The organism is Flavobacterium sp. (assembly GCF_046296355.1).
Taxonomy (GTDB): Bacteria; Bacteroidota; Bacteroidia; order Flavobacteriales; family Flavobacteriaceae; genus Flavobacterium.
In genome coordinates this window covers 22,025-39,231 of sequence record NZ_JBKBLM010000020.1, presented here as the reverse complement: position 1 = coordinate 39,231, position 17,207 = coordinate 22,025, and the positions used below count along the sequence as shown (strand labels likewise).

Sequence of the window (17,207 nt, the reverse complement as noted above, 5' to 3'; positions counted from 1 at the left end):
TTGGATTGTAACGGAAGTAAAAATAACTATTTTTCCGGTTTCCAAAATATTTTTGCCTCGTTTAATTTGGCATAAGCGTCATATTCTTGTGAAGTCAAGGCATTTCTGTGATGCATCAATTTGGGCACCGCCAAAAACAAATCACAAATCGCCAAAAATAAAGGAGCAATCACTTTAAATTGTCCTTTGAAAATTTTGCCTTTGGCTTGCATCCAAAGCGAATAAGCTATCTTTCTCGGGATTTTTGACCAAGGCAGGAAAAGAAAATAAGTGTACCAATCGGCGCGAATGGCTCTGCGATAGCGGAAAGCAAAAGCTTTGTTGTCTTTGGCTCTCTCTTTCAAATCAACACGGTGTTGGACCAATATTTCGGGTACGTAATGTACTTCCCATTGGCTTTTGAACAATTGGAAGGAAGCAAAATTTTCTTCGCCGTAAAACTCAAACCATTCTGGATAATTAGGGATTTCACGCCACGCTTTCATATTCCATACATGTCCACAGCCTACAAAACTTTTTACTTTTTGAAATGGTTCCTTAGTTTGTAATGCTTCCGGAGTGGTCTTTCCCCAAAAAATTCGGGCTGCTATTAGTCCGCAACTAGGGTTTTGGGCAAAATAATCAAGGATAGAATCTATTGGGTTTTCGCTTAAAAAATGAGCATCGTCATCTAAGGAAATAGCATAATCGGCATCCGTTTCGTTAAGCATTTTATTCCGACAATAGATGTAGCCTTTGGAGACCTCATTTCGCTGCAATTGTACTTGTGGAAATTGTGCTTTGACTTTTTCAAAAGTGTCATCAGTAGAACCGTCGTCAAAAACCACACAAGTCAGTTGTTCACTAATTAAGTATCTGATTTTTTCCAAAGTGAAAAGCAAGTCAGCACAACGGTTCTTGGTGGAAATTAATATAGTTGTTATGACTACTGACATGGCTCGACTAATATTTTTGAATCATGGCTTTGGGCAAACCAATAAATTTATAAAAAAGGCGTCGGTATTTTCTTTTGTTGAAAAACTTGATAAAGAGCTTATTCTTGATATAATAACTGAATCGACTTTCTTGTTTGAAGTTTTTTAGTTTCTTCAAGGTTGGAATCTCATTGACATTATTTTTAAAAGCCTTAATCGTTTCAGTCATCCATTCTTCATATACATTCCCGAGGTGATAGGCATAATTGTCATTGGTAGTCAAACGCCACAAACCGTATGGTAAAGTCGCTTCATCCAAGTATCTTTCCGAAGTGCCGCCTAATTTGAATCCTAAATAAGTTGGGATTTCGGTAAACAATTCTTTGCGGTAGGTTGCTACAAAATGTCCGGAACCAACCACTGCACTGGCATTCCCATTTTCTATGGTCAAAATTTGTTTCAGATAATCGGGATTGTAATCATCGCCCCAACCTATGCTGTAGTAGAATTTCTTTAGTGCTTCAACATTTTGTACGGGTTTAAACTTCAATTTTTTGGTAAACAAATTGTCAAAAATCATGTTGCCACAACAATGTCCGAATGTACGGAACTGCGGCACGATTCCCACCACGCCTGCTTTTGGAAATTGGTTAAAAACGGCTGCGGTTTCTTGTTGCCAATTTTCTAAAAACAGTACATCGGCATCGGATATGGTTACTAATTCTATGTTGTTTCCTGCCAAACCTTTGAGAATAGCGTTTAGTTTACCAATATTTTCTGAATGAATCAGCTCGTTGATTTTTTGGGTCTCGAATAAATCGTTTAAATATTCTTTGACTTCGTCACAACTGCCGTTATTTACGATGGTAATGAATGTTTGGCTGTGGCTAGTGAGCAACAATGATTGGACGCACAACTGAAAATTCTTAAAACTATCTTTAAAATAGCCTTCCTGATTAGGGATATACACCGGAATGACCACCTGATGTTTGAACTCGGTTGGGTCTTGTGGTACATCTTTATGGGGATTGAATCCTTGGCGCATTTTTAAAAATTAGAATAAGAGTTGAGAAGTTTCTGTTCCTTTTACAAAAACATAATCGGCACTGCCTTCGTAGGCTTGAACGGTAGCCAATTTGTTTTCGGTATTGATTTTATAAATTTGGTCGAAACCATATTCTTTAAGTAAATTCACTATTTGATTACAAGTTTCTAAGCTGTTGATTTCGGTTACCAATTCGATAATAATAACCACATTTTCAACTTGATTTACTACTGCTTTGGCACCTTCGAGCACTTCTTTTTCGAAACCTTCAACATCAATTTTGAGCAACAAATGATTGCCAATTACATATTCTTTGAAACTGTCTAATTGGTTTACCGGAATGGTGATTTTTTTATCATTTTCCTGAAAGTTCACTTTTAAAGAGTGCTTTCCTTTGTTCCAACCTTCATTGATATTCATAAAGGTATTGCCTTTAAAATTGCCCAATCCCATTTTGAACGGACGAATATTGTCAAATTGGTTGAGTCCGATGTTTCGAATAAAGTTGGTAAAATTATTCGATTCCGGTTCGAAAGAAAAAATCTCAATATTTTTATTAGCTTTAGCGGCTGTCAGAGAATGGATGCCTATATTGGTCCCGATGTCTATAAAATTATAGCCTTTGGAAGTCAATTTGCTAATCAATTCTAAGACTTTGATTTCGTTATAACTGTTAAAAACAATATTTGATTCGATGGCCGAAGTCACGCCTGCATACATTTTGAAACCATTAAAATCGAGAACAATTTTACCCGAACCGATTAATTGCTTGATCCATTTTCGCAACAAATGACTTCGCTTGACCTTGTGGTAAAGAAAAAGTAAAAAAGTTATAATTGTATTTTTCATTATAGAATTATCTTAGGTAAAACGCATTCCGAAATCCATTAAAATCTTGCTTTGACGATTAGGCACTTGCATTCCATTGCCGAAAAAGTCGCCTTCTTCCACTATAATTTGAAAAGCATTGTCAATCCAATCGGCTACTTCATTATCAACGGTCATGTAAATGGTGGCAAAATAAACCCCGTTGTTAAATGTATTTCTTGGGAAAGTGATATTGATATTTTGGGGAACGATTTGTGGGTCGATGTCGACCAAGCTCGAGCTTACCCAACACAAACGCTGACCGAAATCATCTTCGATTCGCACGTCTAATCGGATTCTGTCACTGCTTATATTCTCTAGGTTTTGGAGTTTTAAATTGAGGTGTAAATCTTTCCCCGAAATAATATTTTCTGAGGCATTTTCACCAAAAATATCAATTCTTTCAAACTTGACTTTGCCGTTGCCTTTTCGCCCTCTAACATTTAATAAATCATTGGAAAACGAATTGCCTTGCAAATAAGTCGTGATGGTTTCGTTGATATTCCCTTGAAACAACATTTGCCCGTTTTCTATCAACAAGCCTTTGCTGCATAAATTTTGAACCGCTGCCATGTTGTGGGATACGAAAAGTACTGTTCGTCCTTGACCTTTGCTGATGTCGCCCATTTTGCCCAAACATTTCTTTTGGAATTCGGCATCACCTACAGCCAATACTTCGTCTACAATTAGGATTTCACTTTCGAGATGCGCGGCTACAGCAAACGCCAAACGCACGTACATTCCGGAAGAATACCTTTTTACGGGTGTGTCTATGTATCTTTCTACGCCCGAGAAGTCGATGATTTCTTCTAGTTTTCGGGTGATTTCTTTTTTGCGCATTCCGAGAATGGCTCCGTTGAGATAGATATTTTCTTTACCGGATAATTCGGGATGAAAACCGGTTCCAACCTCTAACAAACTCGCGATTCTGCCTTTTATTTTGATTTCGCCAGTTGTCGGACCGGTGACTCTGGATAATAATTTGAGTAACGTACTTTTTCCGGCGCCATTTTTACCGATAATCCCAACCGCTTCGCCTTGATTGATTTCGAAATTGACATCTTTTAGCGACCATACGATATCGCTGTCGCCTTTGGTGCTTCGGTCGTTGGTTTGTCCGATTTTGAGAAAAGGATCTTCTTTGCCGCGCACTTTGGTCAACCAAAAACGTTCGATATCTCTTGAAATCGTTCCCGTTCCAATTTGCCCAATTTGATAGGCTTTTGACAAGTTTTCTACTTTTATAATACGTTTCATAGAAGAGGTTAAGGTTGAGGCTTAGGCTCCAACGATTTAATTAATTTATTCAACTCTAATAAGCTTGTCTCAATCATTTTATTTATCTCTGTAACCTCTGATCTCTCAAAATAGTTAACATTATTCCCATAAATTAAATGGCTTTTCGTTTCAAAAATACTTCCTCTGGCTATTGTGTAAAATCTTTTCTTATCTAATGAGGTACTCCTCCCGTATCCTTCAGCAATATTCGCAGATATTGATAAAGCAGATCTTCTGATCTGACTGGTCAACCCATAATCTTCGCTTCGAGGCAGTTTCGAAGTTAAATGAAAAACACGTTCAGCAATTTCCATTGCCAACTTCCAAACATTCATATCCTCAAAACTATAATAAGTCATTTACAAAAAAAATTAAACTCCTCAACCTCAACCTCAACCTCTATATCGTATCAACAAAATTCTTCTCCGTCTTATTAAAAATGATAATCCCCAGAAAAAGGATTACAAAAGTAACTATAGTAGAATAGCCAATACTCCACAAGGTAAATTCGCCTTTGCCTAAAAAAGCATAGCGGAAGGCTTCTATAATGCCGGTCATGGGATTCAGTTCAACGATATGACCATAGCCTTTCTCGCGAGCGTAACTCAACGGATAAATTACGGTTGTGGCATACATTAACAATTGCACTCCAAAAGTAACCAGAAATGTTAAATCCTTATATTTTGTGGTCACTGCGGTGATAATCAGTCCTAATCCCAAGCCTAAAAAAGCCATTAGCAACACTAAAAACGGGAATAAAAACAAACCGTTACTCACATGAAAACTTGTGCCTTCAATCGGGTTGATATAAAAATAAAACATCAACAGGAACATCAAAATCAGTTGCACGCCGAAACGAACCAAATTACTCACGACAATACTTAAAGGCATTATCAGCCTTGGAAAATAGACTTTCCCGAATATATTGGCGTTGTCTTTAAAAACCGTGCTGGTTTTGGTCAAACAATCAGAGAAATATTGCCAAGAGGTAATTCCGGCCAAGTAAAACAATTGGCGTGGCAATCCGTCAGCACTTATTCCGGCTAAGTTGCCAAATACAAAAGTAAAGACTAAGGTGGTGAATATCGGTTGGATAAAAAACCAAAGCGGTCCTAAAATGGTTTGCTTGTAAAAACTAACAAAATCGCGTTTTACAAACATCAACAACAAATCTCTGTAATTCCAAAGATCCTTGAATTTAAGGTCAAAAAGCGAGGTATGCCCTTTAATCACTAAATCCCAATCTTGAGACTGACTATTGTTTTCCATTGAGGGTTATTGGATTTAAAGAATCGTTCAAAGTTAACTATTAATTGCAAATATATAAATTAGGAAACCCTATAGAAAGAATTGACTTGTTTTATTTACTAATTCATTTAAATTGGTAAAACCGAGGATAATTTGATTAATTTTGCGCCTTAAATACCTCATTTTGATTCATTTTTTTAAACAAAAACCTTATTTGTGTGATTTAATCCCAAGCAATCACATCGATATACATTCTCATTTACTTCCGGGCATTGATGATGGTGCTGCTACTATTGAAGACACGACTGCTTTGATTGAAGGTTTACAAAAAATCGGCATTACAAAATTCATCACAACTCCTCATGTTATGGGTGAAGTTTGGAATAATAAAAGAACCAAAATAGAACAAAAACTGCATACAACTACTGAAGAATTACAGATTCCAAACATTAAAACCAATTTCAAAGCGGCCGCAGAGTACATGATTGATGCGGAGTTTAGGGAACTTTTTATGAAAGAAAAACTCTTGGCCCTAAAAGAAAATCATGTTTTGGTGGAGATTTCTTATTTGAATCCGCCGATTCAACTTTATGATATATTATTTGAACTTCAAATCGCGGGTTACCAACCGGTTTTAGCCCATCCGGAAAGGTATAATTTTTACCATCATGCTTCATTATCTGATTATAAAAAACTCAAAAAAGCCGGTTGTCTTTTTCAGTTGAACATGTTGTCTACAGTAGGATATTACGGGGAAAGAGTGGCTAAGATTAGTGATGCCTTACTCAAAGAAGGCTTAATCGATTTTATTGGCTCAGATGTGCACCACACCCGACATTTAGAGTTTATGCAAAAGAAAATTGTTTTGAAAAACCATGGTAGTTTGCCGGTAGTTTTCCAAAACAATGCTTTCTTTAATTTCTGATTTGTTTTTATCTATTTCTTGAAAAAAGATAAAAATCTTTTTAGAATAGACTTTTCACGGTTATCCGTATCATCATAGCCGTAGCCGTAGCCGTAAGCATAGCTGTACTTGTAGTTGTAGCTGTAACCTTTGTAATTAGACCCAACATTATTGATAACGTAAGCCATGTTTTTCAATTTGCCTCTGTTACTCAAATCGACTGAAAACTCTAATATATTTTTAGGCGTAAAATCAGCTCTTACCACATACAAAGTAGTATCAACAAGGTGAGAAATAACCAAGGTATCGGTCACTAATAAGGTTGGCGGTGTGTCAATAATAATAAAGTCATATTCTTCTTTGGCCTCTTTTATCATTGTTTCTAATCTTCCGTTAGAGAGTAACTCTGCAGGATTCGGTGGGATAGCACCTGAAAGTATCACATCTAAATTGTCAATTCCGGTCAAGCCTTTCTTCACCGTAGAATGCCAATCGACACTCATATCGTGCAAATAGTTCTGTAATCCTTTTTCCGACTTCTTCACATTCAAATAATTGTGCAATTGTGGGTTACGCATGTCAGCTCCAATCAACAGCACTTTCTTATTCATGATAGAAAACGAAATAGATAAATTGAGTGCAGTAAACGTTTTTCCTTCGCCTTTGATGGTAGAAGTTACCATAAGCGTTTGTCCTTTTTTCTCGCTTTGCAATGGGAAAATATAAGTCAGGTTTGTTCTCAAAATCCTGAAAGATTCCCCTAATAAAGTTCGGTCATTAGCACTCGTCAATTTGGTATCCGAATTGATATGCGGTACTTCGGAAAGGATGATTTTGCTTTTGGTCAACTTTAAAATGTCTTCCTTAGTATGCAACTTGTCATCCAATAAGAATCCTATATAAATGATTAAGAAAGGAATTAATAGGCCAATTACAATCGCTACTATGTAAAAAGTCCCTCTTTTTGGGGCAATTGGATTGGTATTGGTTATGGCATAATCAACTACTTTCAATGAAGAAGAAGTAATGGCTAAATTAACAGCTGCCTCTTCTCTCTTTTGCAAAAGTAAAATGTAAAGCGACTCTTTGATGTTTTTATTTCGTTCTATACTACCTAAAATCTTTTCGTCATAAGGAAGTTCACTTACTTTATTGGTATAAGCCCTTTTAACATAATTATTTTTAGAAAGTGACACTTCCAATTCCTGCTGATAATCCTTGATGGTTTGCAAGATATTCACTTGTAAATCAGCCAATTTTCCGTTCAAATATTTTATCTTAGGATTGTTTTCAAGACCACTCATTGCTATTCGATCTCTTTCTAAAACTACCGTATTAAAATTATTGATAGATTGATTGATATCGGTATTAACTACCCCAATGTTGGTTGGCAACAAATCTAATTTCTTATCCGCTCTAACTGATTGTTCGAGTAATTTAGATAAAGCAATTTGTGTTTCAGTTTCAAAAACATCGCTTTTAGCCGAAGTTTTACTAGCCGAAGTTGAGGCGGCATCTGCTTCTAAGAATGTTAGTTCTTTATTGCTTTTGTAATTGGCTTTTCTGGTTTCAATAGAGTCTAATTCTCTTTCTAAAGATTTAAAACGATCATTAACAAACTCTATCGTTTTTTGAGAAACAATTCGCCTGTCATTAAGGCCATCAATATCAAATTGTTTGATTATTTCATTTATAACAGCCTCGGATTTATCTTTATTAGTTCCGGATAGTGAAATACTGAGGATATCCGAGTTCTCATTTGAATTGGCTATTTTTAAGTTATTAGACAAATTAATAACGGTAGCTTTAGTCGGCAGATGTTTGATTAAATACCTTTTGTCTTGTAACTTGTTGATGACTGTCCCAACCTGCAATGATAATCGATAAGGGATGCCTTTGATCTTTTGAATAGAATTGAACGGAAATACCTTATCGTTTTCTTCCTCTCCGTCAACATTTACGACTTTGTATCCATTTTTGACGATTTCTATTTCAAAAGATACATTTTTTACCTCCATATTGACCGGTGCATCTAACCATTCGATACTGAAAGGTCTTTTTTTCCAAATCTCAATATTGTTAAAATACCCCATGGTGTAGTATTGGGTATCCAAGTTTAGTTCTTTTGAAACTTGCTCTAATATCCTATAAGACCTAATAATCTCTATTTGATTATCCAAATTAACTTTGGTTCTACCCAATGAAGTTAAACCGGCAACAGGCAAAACAAAATTATTTTTAGAATCATCTATAATTTTGACATTGGCTTTGGTTTCATAAACAGACAGCGTATGGTTTAGATAATAATTAACTATAAAAAAAGACAATACGGCCGACAATAAAAACCAATACCAAAAACGCAGGTATTTGAATAACTCATTTAAGATATTTATTGGATTCTCGTTTTCCTGAGATTCAAATTGAGTATTTTCCATTAAATTAGTTTTTTAACAATAAATAAATCGTTAACCCAAAAGAGATGATACCCAAGGTCGTTCCGATGCTGTTTAAATAACCGGAAGACATCACCTTAGGTCCATTAGGATTGACAATAATAACATCATTTTGCTTTACATAATAATAAGGACTGTCAAACCAATTGGAGGAAGTCAAATCTAAGTGGATATAGGTTCTTATACCATTTATTTCTCTAATTAAAAGCACATCTTTTCTGATACCGTTTATGGTCAAATCACCGGCAAAACCTATAGCCTGATTTAAAGAAATATTTTGTTCGTCAAAAGAATAAGTCCCCGGAGCTCTTACTTCACCCAAAACGGTTACCTTGCTGTTGATAATACGCACACTTACGGTTGGGTCTTTTATGTAGCCATAATCGGTGAGCATTTTGGCCAAAAGTTCTTGAACTTCTTCGGTACTTTTCCCAACCACATTAATTTTTCCTAGCAACGGAAAAATAATATTCCCTTGCTGTGAAACCAAATAACCCTGAATTTTATAAGATTCAATATTAACATTACCCATATTGGTTATTTGTATGTTAAACGGATCGGCAGATTCCTGAATAACAGCGGAAACTTTGATATACAAGATATCATTAATCTGTACATTACTAGATAAGTAGCTAATAGGGTCTTGGCTATTATTTTTTATGTCTTGATAATATAAAATATCCTTTTTACTGGCGCAGGACACGATAAAAAACGACACTATTATAAAGAGCAATAACTTTTTAATCATTATCTGTAAGTTTGTGGGTTATTATTATTTTAAGATTGCAAATCTACGATTTGATTTCCTAAATCAGATTTAATATTCTAATTTATTGGGCTTAATTTGTAAAGAAATGGTTAAATCTTAGCTATCAACCTTAACATTGTCTAAGGCTTCATAAACAGAATTCAAGCTCTTATACTCCGGCACAATTTTCTTCATTTTAGTAACAATAACAGAATTCGGTTTCACTTTTGCTATTTCAACCAACAAATCAATGGACTTGTTAAGCTCTTTGTGATGGTGAAACTCATCTTGGGAAATCATAATTTTGGTGTGATGTGTGGGTAAGGTTTTAGAGGAGTTGTTCAACAATTCCTCGTATAATTTTTCGCCCGGTCTAAGTCCGATTATTTTAATTTTAATTTCATTATCAGGAGTGAATCCCGCTAAACGAATCATTTTTTTGGCCAAATCAATAATTTTAACCGGCTTACCCATATCGAAAATATAAATCTCACCGCCTTGACCCATCGATCCGGCTTCTAATACCAATTGACAGGCCTCGGGTATGGTCATAAAATAACGTATAATCTCCGGATGGGTGATGGTAATAGGTCCGCCTTCTTGGATTTGCTTAGTAAACAACGGAACAACCGAACCATTGGAACCCAAAACATTTCCGAATCTGGTGGTGATAAATTTGGTGTGATTTTTACTGTCTTCAGTTTTTAGTTTGTAATTTAAAGACTGTACATATTTTTCCGCAATTCGTTTACTGGCACCCATTACATTGCTGGGGTTAACCGCTTTATCTGTTGAGACCATTACAAAACTGCCGACTTGGTACTTGGCCGACAAATCAGCCAAATTCCTTGTGCCCATTACATTATTTAATATGGCTTGAGCCGGATTTTCTTCCATCAAGGGCACATGCTTGTAGGCTGCAGCATGGTAAACCACTTCCGGTTTGTGTTTGATAAAAACTTGTTCTACCTCATCTACATTTTTAATATCCGAGATCACATTAATGGTTTCTACTTCCGGATCTAAACTGGAGATTTCCAAACTCAAATTGTGTAAAGGCGTTTCGGCTTGGTCTAAAACAATAATTTTTTTGGGTTTAAACAAAATCACTTGTCTAACAATTTCACTTCCGATAGAACCTGCTGCACCAGTAACCAAAATCGTTTTTTTATGTAATTGTTTTGAAATAGAATTGTTGTCTAAAACAATAGGTTCACGCTCTAACAAGTCGAGAATTTCAAAGTTTTTAATTTTCTTGGAAATTTCTTTTTGATCGTCAACATCATTTAAAAGCGGAATGGTATAAACCTTAAAATTGTACTCTAAGCAGTCATCAATAATTTGTGACCGTTCTTCTTTTGAAATAGACTTGTCCGCAAATATCAAAACATCGGCATCCAATGTTCTCAAAACCGTGATTACATTACCGGTAAAAATGGGTAAATTGTGAATTCTTTTGGTGGTGTTTTGGGCAGATTTATCCATAAAACCAACCACTTTAAATCGTTTAGGAGATTCTGATTGCAGCGAGTTAGCTAAAGCAATAGCATTGACGTCTGAACCATAAATCAAAGCATTGGTCAAATTCACTGAATTTTTATTATTAAAATATCTTTCAAAAGTGTGTTTGACTACTACCCTGTAAAAAAACAGAAAACAAAAAGAAATCACCCCATTAATGACCAAACCGGTGGTTAAGAAAAATTTGGTGTTCCAATAAATCAAACTGGAATAATTAACCAAGACCAAGAAAGCCGTGGAAAAAAATTGGGCAAAAAACAACTTCAAAGCATCAACTTGTGAAGAATGTCGAATAACCCCCGAATAAGTTCTGAAAATCCAAAAGAAAAAGATATTGACTAGAAAGTAAAAACTGGCCGAAATTAATACCGCTTCATTTTTGATGTAATCGAGTTTGATACCTTGAAAAACAAAATAGGTGATAAATCCACCCAAAAAAATCATGGTAACATCTAAAAGCAATACCATCCACCTAGGCAGATAACTTAAATTCTCTAATTTAAAACCAAACTGAAGTTCTGAAAAATAACTTCTTAAATCTGATAAGTAATTTTTAGTGGTATTATTACGCAATTTTTTTTTTTGATATTATATTCGGACAGTAAAAGTATTAAAAAAATTAACAAATCCTATACCCCAAACACGCTCTGTATTGCATTAGAGATACTATCTCTGTCATTTTCCGACAAATTTGAACCCGAAGGCAAACAAAGTCCGTTAGTAAATAAGTTTTCGGCTACAGCGTTTCCAAAATAAAGACAATCTTTAAACACCGGTTGCAAATGCATTGGCTTCCAAAGTGGTCGGCATTCAATATTTACCAGTTCCAAAGCCAATCTGACCTTCTCACTGTTTACTCCGTTGGTTTTGGCAGCATCAATCACGATGCAAGTTAGCCAATGGTTAGAAAAATAGTCACTATTGGGTTCAGAAAATACCGTAACTCCGGGAATATTTTTAAACAAACCGACATAAAACTCATGCATGGCTCTTCTCAAACCAATGTGTTTGTCCAAAACTTCCATTTGCCCTCTTCCGATACCGGCACAAATATTACTCATTCTGTAATTGTACCCAATTTCACTATGTTGGTAATGTGGTGCATTGTCTCTGGCTTGGGTCGAAAGAAAAACGGCTTTACTTTTTTGTTCCAAAGTCTTGGTAACTATAGCACCACCACCCGAAGTAGTGATGATTTTATTGCCGTTAAAAGACAAAATCGAAAGATCTCCGAAAGTCCCGCACTTTCTGCCTTTATAAGTACTTCCCAATGCTTCGGCGCTGTCTTCTATTAAGGGAATTTCATGTTTATTGGCAATAGCTTTAATTTCATCTACTTTGAAAGCCATGCCATATAAATGAACGCCTATAATTGCTTTAGGCTTTTTTCCATGGGCAATGCGGTCTTGAATCGCGGTTTCCAGTGCAACCGGACACATATTCCAAGTCTCAGATTCACTGTCAATATAAATTGGTTTGGCACCCAAATATACAATCGGATTGGCAGAAGCCGAAAAGGTCATACTTTGACAAATCACTTCATCGCCACTTTTAACCCCTAATAATATCAAAGCCAAATGAAGTGCAGCAGTGCCTGAACTCAAAGCTCCAACATGTATATTTTCGCCTAAATAGTTTTCTAAATCCTTTTCGAATCCGTTAACATTAGGCCCTAGTGGTGCTACCCAATTGGTATCAAAAGCTTCTTGTACATATTTTTGCTCATTTCCACCCATGTGTGGCGACGATAACCATATTTTTGAATTACTCATTTTCTTTATTGAATTTTATAATTTTTCCGGGATTACCAACTACTACGGCATAATCCGGAATGTCTTTTATGATGATGGCTCCGGCACCAATTGTGGCCCATTTTCCTATTGTAATGCCTTGAATCACTTTGGCACCAATACCAATGTGGGTTCCTTGACCAACAGTAACATTTCCGGCTAGGGAAACACTGGGAGAAACATGAACAAAATCGGCTATGTGACAATCGTGTTCTACCACGGCTCCGGTATTAATTATGCAATGATTTCCAATAGTCGCATCGGGATTCACGATAGCACCTGCCATAATTACGGTTCCTTTTCCAAGAGTGACCGTTTTGGAAAGTATGGCTGTGGGATGAATAGCATTGATATAATCCACCTTTATCTGATTGGAAATTCTCTCTCTGACTTTGTTGTTGCCAATAGAGATAATCATATGCTGTACTTTTGAAAAATTGGTGTCGGTATTTTTTACCACGGGCATACCTAAGATGGTATCGGTTTTAGGGTTGTCATCAATGATAGCTGTTATCGTGACCGAATTACAATTCAAAATATCGATGATAACTTTGCTGTGACCGCTGGCGCCGTAAAGTGTTATGTTAGTTTCCATTAAAAGGCTCTATTGTTGCCGCATCGGCAGCGTTAATACCATCACTTTTTATCACTTTTAATACGGTTTTAAAAAGGATTTTCAAATCTAAAATAAAGGATATATGATCAACATACCACACGTCTAACTCAAATTTTTTATCCCAAGAGATGGCGTTTCTTCCGTTGACTTGGGCCCAACCGGTGATTCCGGGTTTGACTTCGTGACGCCGATTTTGAAAATCAGAATACAAATGCAGGTAATGTGTCAACAACGGTCTTGGCCCTACTATACTCATATCGCCTTTGATAACATTGAGCAATTGCGGTATTTCATCCAAAGAAGTTTTGCGAACGATTTGACCGACTTTCGTTAACCTCATGGCATCGGGAAGTAATTGTCCCTCCGCATTTTTTTTATCATTCATGGTTTTAAACTTGATAATCCTGAATATTTCACCTTTTTTTCCGGGACGTTGTTGGGTAAAAAAAGGTTTTCCCGAGTTGGCCACAAACAATAAAATCGTAACCAACAAAAACAATGGGGAAAGTAAAACCAATCCAATCAATGCGGTTATAAAATCTAACAGAGGTTTTACTAAAGATGGGTACATTCAAATGTTTTTTGTAAAAATACTTATTTTTCCCAAACTCCTAACTCTTATACTCAGCTAATATGGCTTGCCAAACCAACCTTTGTTCATACCGATTGACAATCATGGCTCTGGCTTTTTCTCTTAGGATATGGGTAACTTCATTTTGTTCGGTTATCTTTTTCATGGCCTTCAAAAGGGCATTCGAATTTTTAACGGGTATGATTAATCCGTTTTCGCCCTCTTTTATAATTTCATTACAACCGTTAATATCAGAAACTATCGCAGGCAAACCCATGGCTCCGGCTTGCATTACCACATTAGGAAAACCTTCGCGGTAGCTGGGAAAAGCCAAAGCGTCAGAAATGGCCAAATAAGGTCTGACATCGTTTTGAAAACCTACTGAAATAATAGCTTGGTTGTTCTTTATAACCGACAAAGTTTCAGCCGACAAAGGATCTAAATCGGCTTCGTAATCGCCTACCAAAAGTAATTTTATTTTAGGGTGTTCTGCTGATAATTGCTCAAAGGCAACCACCAATTCATTTATTCCTTTGTCGGCTACCAATCGGCCTACAAAGACAAAAACAAAATCATCTTGTGCCATGGTCAATTGCTTTCTCAAAGTAGCTTTTTGGGTATCGCTGTATAATTCAGGATTAAAATAAGAGGTATCAATACCGTTGGAACTTCCGTTGGCCAACACTTTAAGTTTTTCTGCTTTACAGAAATTATTGGCCAATATTATATCGGTCAACCCACGCGAATTCGGATAAATTTTTGTCGCACAAGCGTAAGTCATTTTCTCTACAAAATTGAGCACTTTTCTTTTAAAACCGGTCGCTTCAAGTAATGGCATTCCGGCTACAGTGTGATATCTATTGGGAACACCGGCCAATGCGGCGGCAAGCATCCCAACGATGCCGGCTTTGGGAGTATGCGTATGAACAATGGTTGGGTTTTCTTTTCTGAGAAACAGGAATAATTTGATTACGGCTATAAAATCGTTTATTGGGGTAATTTTTCGCGACATTTCTAAATGAAAGGTTCTGACGTTTTCTTGTGCGCCAATTTTTTCCAAACGACTTTTATCCGAAGAAACCGCCACCACTTCATAAAACGAACTCATAAAATGAAGCTGTCCGGTTAGCAATTTTTCTAAGGAAATTGGAACTGTTGTAAGGCGAATCAATTTGGGTTTAGTCATTCTTTTTTAATTTCATTAGGGTCAAACCCTGTTGGATGATAAGCAATAAAACAATCATCATAAAAGGTTGAAACATCATTTTGGTGCGCATGAAAATACCCAAATTGGCATATCTTTCTATGTACAATACACTAGCTATAAAAGTAAATAAAATTACAACCTTCATGGCTAAAGTGTAGTTTATTTTAGGGTAAAATCGAAGGGCAAAAAATAAGGCAACCACGCAAACAATAAGTGAAAAAGCATTTTCAATACTGGCTAAAAAGGCTAAAACAGTAGCAGCATCATAAAAAAGTGGTCTGAAGTGAAAAGAAAACCATTGGTAAAAATAATTGTACTCTAACATAGGAACATAAGAGCCGGAATGTCGGAACGATAGGATAGAATAGTCATTAAAATAGTTGATTCTTTTCCAGTCCCAGTAATTAATATTAGTCGCTTGGAAAACCAAATACAACAGTCCTAATGTCCCTAAAAAAGAAACACCGGTTACAATCACTTTCTTCTTCAGCGAAATCCCTTTTTGAAACAAAAAAGTAATGGCTATCGCTGCCAATAACATCAAAGCTACATGAGGTCGAATGATTAAAACCACCAAACTTCCGGCTATAAAACCAAACGTCTTGTATTTTTGGGTTGTGAGTCCGAATACAACCGCAGCAATACCCCAAAAAACCAGTGCTTCTTTGCCAATACTTGATGTCCAAACATGCAGATTAGGCATAAAAAAAAGCAACACTGTTAAGTTGAAACCTTTATACGTAAAACGATCTTTTACCACTAAATCGGTCCATTGCATCCATTTAAGAATCCCAAAAAAACCTATCATGCCATACAATAAGAAACCACTCCAAAAAGGAAAACCCAATTGAACCAACGGATAATTAATAAAGACCATGAATTTAGCACCATAGTCGGCAAAATCAAACCACGAGTATTGATTAAAGTCGAGTGTTTTTCCCCAATACAAATGCGCATCAGAAACCGTTCTTGAAACCCTGAGTTGGTAGGCAAAAACTATAAAAATTAAGTGATAAACAAATACTATGGCATAACTTTTATAAGGCTTTGAAAACAATAAATCGGCGATATTTTTCATGCTTGAGCTTATATACTATTATCGCTTATTTGTTTCATGGTAAGACTTTCCATTCCGTACACTTGATTACAATGCTGATAAAGCAAAGCAATTTCCTTAAGTGCTTTTAGTGCATTGTCAGTATCAACTCCAAAATTATGCGGATGCCACCACAAATGATACACTTCACCGTTTTTTGCGGCTGTTGTAATTTCGCTTTTTATTTTGGCTAATCTTTTGGTGTTTAGTATGCTTACTTTGTGTTGCGGTCTAAAAAAACGGCTGGCTTTTTGGCAAACTACAGTGTCCGTATTTACACTTTCAATTGTATATGATTTTTTACCTAAAGGAATATAAGCATCTCCGGTTCGGGCCAACTTGGAAAAAAGCGTATCAGGTTTGGTGGTGTCCCAGTACCAATCATCCGGATTGGTACGTACCGTTTCTATTTGGTTTTGGGCACAAACGGCCAAATAGTTTTTATTAAACTGATTGCGAGGAAAAACCAAAGAGTTCAATTTTATCCCAAATTGGTTCGCCAAATGATTCGCTTTTTGTAAATCGGCCTCAAATTGTGCTACGGTTTGTCCTTTTTCCAAACAATAATAATGAGAATAAGTGTGTGTTCCTATTTCTTGTCCCTTGACCGATTGAATGGCTTTGATAAGATTTGGCGCAAAAAAATATTGGTCATAACCACTTTTTTGATGGGCTTTTCCGTAAGCATAGGGATTTAAAATAGTCTTGTCATAAGTAGGTAATAAATCCGGAAAATTAGCTTCCCATTCGTCCCAACTTTCATTAAAAAGCATGCCTACCGTAGCCCAAGTCACCTTGAGGTCATGGTGTTCGAAAATCTCGAGCATTTTGGGAATCGCATAAAGTGTATTGTTAAAATACGACACTTTATCCTTAAGCTCAATATGGTCAAAAATACCCCAAACCAATTCAAAATCCAATGATATGACTAAAGCACCTTTTTTCATGG

16 protein-coding genes are annotated in these 17,207 nt (G+C 36.1%); 1 reads left to right on the top strand and 15 read right to left on the bottom strand.

Going from position 1 to position 17,207, the window contains the following annotated elements:
• Positions 1–26: 26 nt before the first annotated feature.
• Genes ACK4HO_RS09130 through ACK4HO_RS09105 form a run of 6 tightly spaced genes read right to left on the bottom strand, consistent with a single transcriptional unit; the run spans position 27 to position 5,373 of the window.
• Complete coding sequence (locus ACK4HO_RS09130; protein ID WP_409665086.1) at positions 27–935, bottom strand: glycosyltransferase family 2 protein; 909 nt, start codon at positions 933–935, stop codon at positions 27–29.
• 7 nt (positions 936–942) lie between these two features.
• Entirely contained in the window at positions 943–1,959 is a 1,017-nt protein-coding gene (locus ACK4HO_RS09125) for a glycosyltransferase family A protein (protein WP_409665084.1), read from the bottom strand.
• Positions 1,960–1,968: 9 nt separating this feature from the next.
• Positions 1,969–2,808 (bottom strand): FkbM family methyltransferase, encoded by an 840-nt coding sequence (locus ACK4HO_RS09120; protein ID WP_409665083.1) that lies wholly within the window; start codon positions 2,806–2,808, stop codon positions 1,969–1,971.
• 12 nt (positions 2,809–2,820) lie between these two features.
• Positions 2,821–4,083: an ABC transporter ATP-binding protein gene (locus ACK4HO_RS09115; RefSeq protein ID WP_409665081.1), complete on the bottom strand. Its 1,263-nt coding sequence runs from the start codon at positions 4,081–4,083 to the stop codon at positions 2,821–2,823.
• 8 nt (positions 4,084–4,091) lie between these two features.
• A complete protein-coding gene (locus ACK4HO_RS09110; protein WP_409665079.1) occupies positions 4,092–4,463 on the bottom strand; it encodes a four helix bundle protein in 372 nt (123 codons plus the stop codon).
• 40 nt (positions 4,464–4,503) lie between these two features.
• Positions 4,504–5,373, bottom strand: coding sequence for an ABC transporter permease (locus ACK4HO_RS09105; protein WP_409665077.1), 870 nt, complete (start codon positions 5,371–5,373; stop codon positions 4,504–4,506).
• Between the two features lie 163 nt (positions 5,374–5,536).
• On the opposite strand from ACK4HO_RS09105, the gene ACK4HO_RS09100 reads away from it, so the two are divergent.
• Positions 5,537–6,277 (top strand): tyrosine-protein phosphatase, encoded by a 741-nt coding sequence (locus ACK4HO_RS09100; protein WP_409665075.1) that lies wholly within the window; start codon positions 5,537–5,539, stop codon positions 6,275–6,277.
• Positions 6,278–6,288: 11 nt separating this feature from the next.
• On the opposite strand, the gene ACK4HO_RS09095 is transcribed toward ACK4HO_RS09100, so the two are convergent.
• The 9 genes from ACK4HO_RS09095 to ACK4HO_RS09055 form a co-directional block, all read right to left on the bottom strand.
• A complete protein-coding gene (locus ACK4HO_RS09095) occupies positions 6,289–8,691 on the bottom strand; it encodes a GumC family protein (RefSeq protein WP_409665073.1) in 2,403 nt (800 codons plus the stop codon).
• Positions 8,692–8,695: 4 nt separating this feature from the next.
• Complete coding sequence (locus tag ACK4HO_RS09090; RefSeq protein ID WP_409665071.1) at positions 8,696–9,457, bottom strand: polysaccharide biosynthesis/export family protein; 762 nt, start codon at positions 9,455–9,457, stop codon at positions 8,696–8,698.
• Between the two features lie 117 nt (positions 9,458–9,574).
• Positions 9,575–11,446, bottom strand: a complete 1,872-nt coding sequence (locus ACK4HO_RS09085; RefSeq protein ID WP_409665113.1) for a polysaccharide biosynthesis protein — start codon at positions 11,444–11,446, stop codon at positions 9,575–9,577.
• A 161-nt stretch (positions 11,447–11,607) separates the two neighbouring features.
• Positions 11,608–12,750, bottom strand: coding sequence for an aminotransferase class I/II-fold pyridoxal phosphate-dependent enzyme (locus ACK4HO_RS09080; protein ID WP_409665069.1), 1,143 nt, complete (start codon positions 12,748–12,750; stop codon positions 11,608–11,610).
• Entirely contained in the window at positions 12,743–13,363 is a 621-nt protein-coding gene (locus ACK4HO_RS09075) for an acetyltransferase (RefSeq protein WP_409665067.1), read from the bottom strand. The genes ACK4HO_RS09080 and ACK4HO_RS09075 overlap by 8 nt, the downstream gene beginning before the upstream one ends.
• Entirely contained in the window at positions 13,353–13,955 is a 603-nt protein-coding gene (locus ACK4HO_RS09070; RefSeq protein WP_409665066.1) for a sugar transferase, read from the bottom strand. Before ACK4HO_RS09070 ends, ACK4HO_RS09075 begins: the two co-directional genes overlap by 11 nt.
• Positions 13,956–13,995: 40 nt before the next feature.
• Positions 13,996–15,141 (bottom strand): glycosyltransferase family 4 protein, encoded by a 1,146-nt coding sequence (locus ACK4HO_RS09065; RefSeq protein ID WP_409665064.1) that lies wholly within the window; start codon positions 15,139–15,141, stop codon positions 13,996–13,998.
• Positions 15,134–16,240 (bottom strand): hypothetical protein, encoded by a 1,107-nt coding sequence (locus ACK4HO_RS09060; protein WP_409665062.1) that lies wholly within the window; start codon positions 16,238–16,240, stop codon positions 15,134–15,136. Before ACK4HO_RS09060 ends, ACK4HO_RS09065 begins: the two co-directional genes overlap by 8 nt.
• 8 nt (positions 16,241–16,248) lie before the next feature.
• Entirely contained in the window at positions 16,249–17,205 is a 957-nt protein-coding gene (locus ACK4HO_RS09055; RefSeq protein WP_409665060.1) for a polysaccharide deacetylase family protein, read from the bottom strand.
• Positions 17,206–17,207 lie beyond the last annotated feature (2 nt).

Coding starts and splice junctions, on each gene's coding strand:
- ACK4HO_RS09130 (WP_409665086.1), bottom strand. CDS start 935: ATGTCAGTAGTCATAACAACTATATTAATTTCCACCAAGAACCGTTGT.
- ACK4HO_RS09125 (WP_409665084.1), bottom strand. CDS start 1,959: ATGCGCCAAGGATTCAATCCCCATAAAGATGTACCACAAGACCCAACC.
- ACK4HO_RS09120 (WP_409665083.1), bottom strand. CDS start 2,808: ATGAAAAATACAATTATAACTTTTTTACTTTTTCTTTACCACAAGGTC.
- ACK4HO_RS09115 (WP_409665081.1), bottom strand. CDS start 4,083: ATGAAACGTATTATAAAAGTAGAAAACTTGTCAAAAGCCTATCAAATT.
- ACK4HO_RS09110 (WP_409665079.1), bottom strand. CDS start 4,463: ATGACTTATTATAGTTTTGAGGATATGAATGTTTGGAAGTTGGCAATG.
- ACK4HO_RS09105 (WP_409665077.1), bottom strand. CDS start 5,373: ATGGAAAACAATAGTCAGTCTCAAGATTGGGATTTAGTGATTAAAGGG.
- ACK4HO_RS09095 (WP_409665073.1), bottom strand. CDS start 8,691: ATGGAAAATACTCAATTTGAATCTCAGGAAAACGAGAATCCAATAAAT.
- ACK4HO_RS09090 (WP_409665071.1), bottom strand. CDS start 9,457: ATGATTAAAAAGTTATTGCTCTTTATAATAGTGTCGTTTTTTATCGTG.
- ACK4HO_RS09085 (WP_409665113.1), bottom strand. CDS start 11,446: ATGGTATTGCTTTTAGATGTTACCATGATTTTTTTGGGTGGATTTATC.
- ACK4HO_RS09080 (WP_409665069.1), bottom strand. CDS start 12,750: ATGAGTAATTCAAAAATATGGTTATCGTCGCCACACATGGGTGGAAAT.
- ACK4HO_RS09075 (WP_409665067.1), bottom strand. CDS start 13,363: ATGGAAACTAACATAACACTTTACGGCGCCAGCGGTCACAGCAAAGTT.
- ACK4HO_RS09070 (WP_409665066.1), bottom strand. CDS start 13,955: ATGTACCCATCTTTAGTAAAACCTCTGTTAGATTTTATAACCGCATTG.
- ACK4HO_RS09065 (WP_409665064.1), bottom strand. CDS start 15,141: ATGACTAAACCCAAATTGATTCGCCTTACAACAGTTCCAATTTCCTTA.
- ACK4HO_RS09060 (WP_409665062.1), bottom strand. CDS start 16,240: ATGAAAAATATCGCCGATTTATTGTTTTCAAAGCCTTATAAAAGTTAT.
- ACK4HO_RS09055 (WP_409665060.1), bottom strand. CDS start 17,205: ATGAAAAAAGGTGCTTTAGTCATATCATTGGATTTTGAATTGGTTTGG.